Raw genomic sequence first — 290 nt, forward strand, 5'->3', positions numbered from 1 at the left:
TGACTGGGATACCTCCAGCGTAGAAACTATGTCGTCGATGTTTGAAGACGCCAAAGCCTTTAACCAACCTATCGGTAACTGGGATACCTCCAAGGTTGAAAATATGGCGGAGATGTTTAGGGGCGCCACTGCCTTTAACCAACCCATCGGTAACTGGAATATCTCTGCAGTTAGGTATATTGGAGATATGTTTAAAGACGCCACCAGTTTTAACCAAGATGTTCGCCAGTTTGAAGGTAAGGGGCAATTACAAGGCAACACTCTTACTTGTAATGACAGCCCGATTGGCG

At 45.9% G+C, this 290-nt stretch carries 1 protein-coding gene; it reads left to right on the forward strand.

What is annotated here, in order from left to right; all coding sequences use genetic code 11:
- Nucleotides 1-290 (forward strand): BspA family leucine-rich repeat surface protein (locus RH40_RS03675; RefSeq protein WP_009599994.1); only part of this gene is annotated, 290 nt, incomplete at both ends.

The organism is Vibrio caribbeanicus ATCC BAA-2122, from assembly GCF_000165125.1.
Lineage (GTDB): Bacteria > Pseudomonadota > Gammaproteobacteria > Enterobacterales > Vibrionaceae > Vibrio > Vibrio caribbeanicus.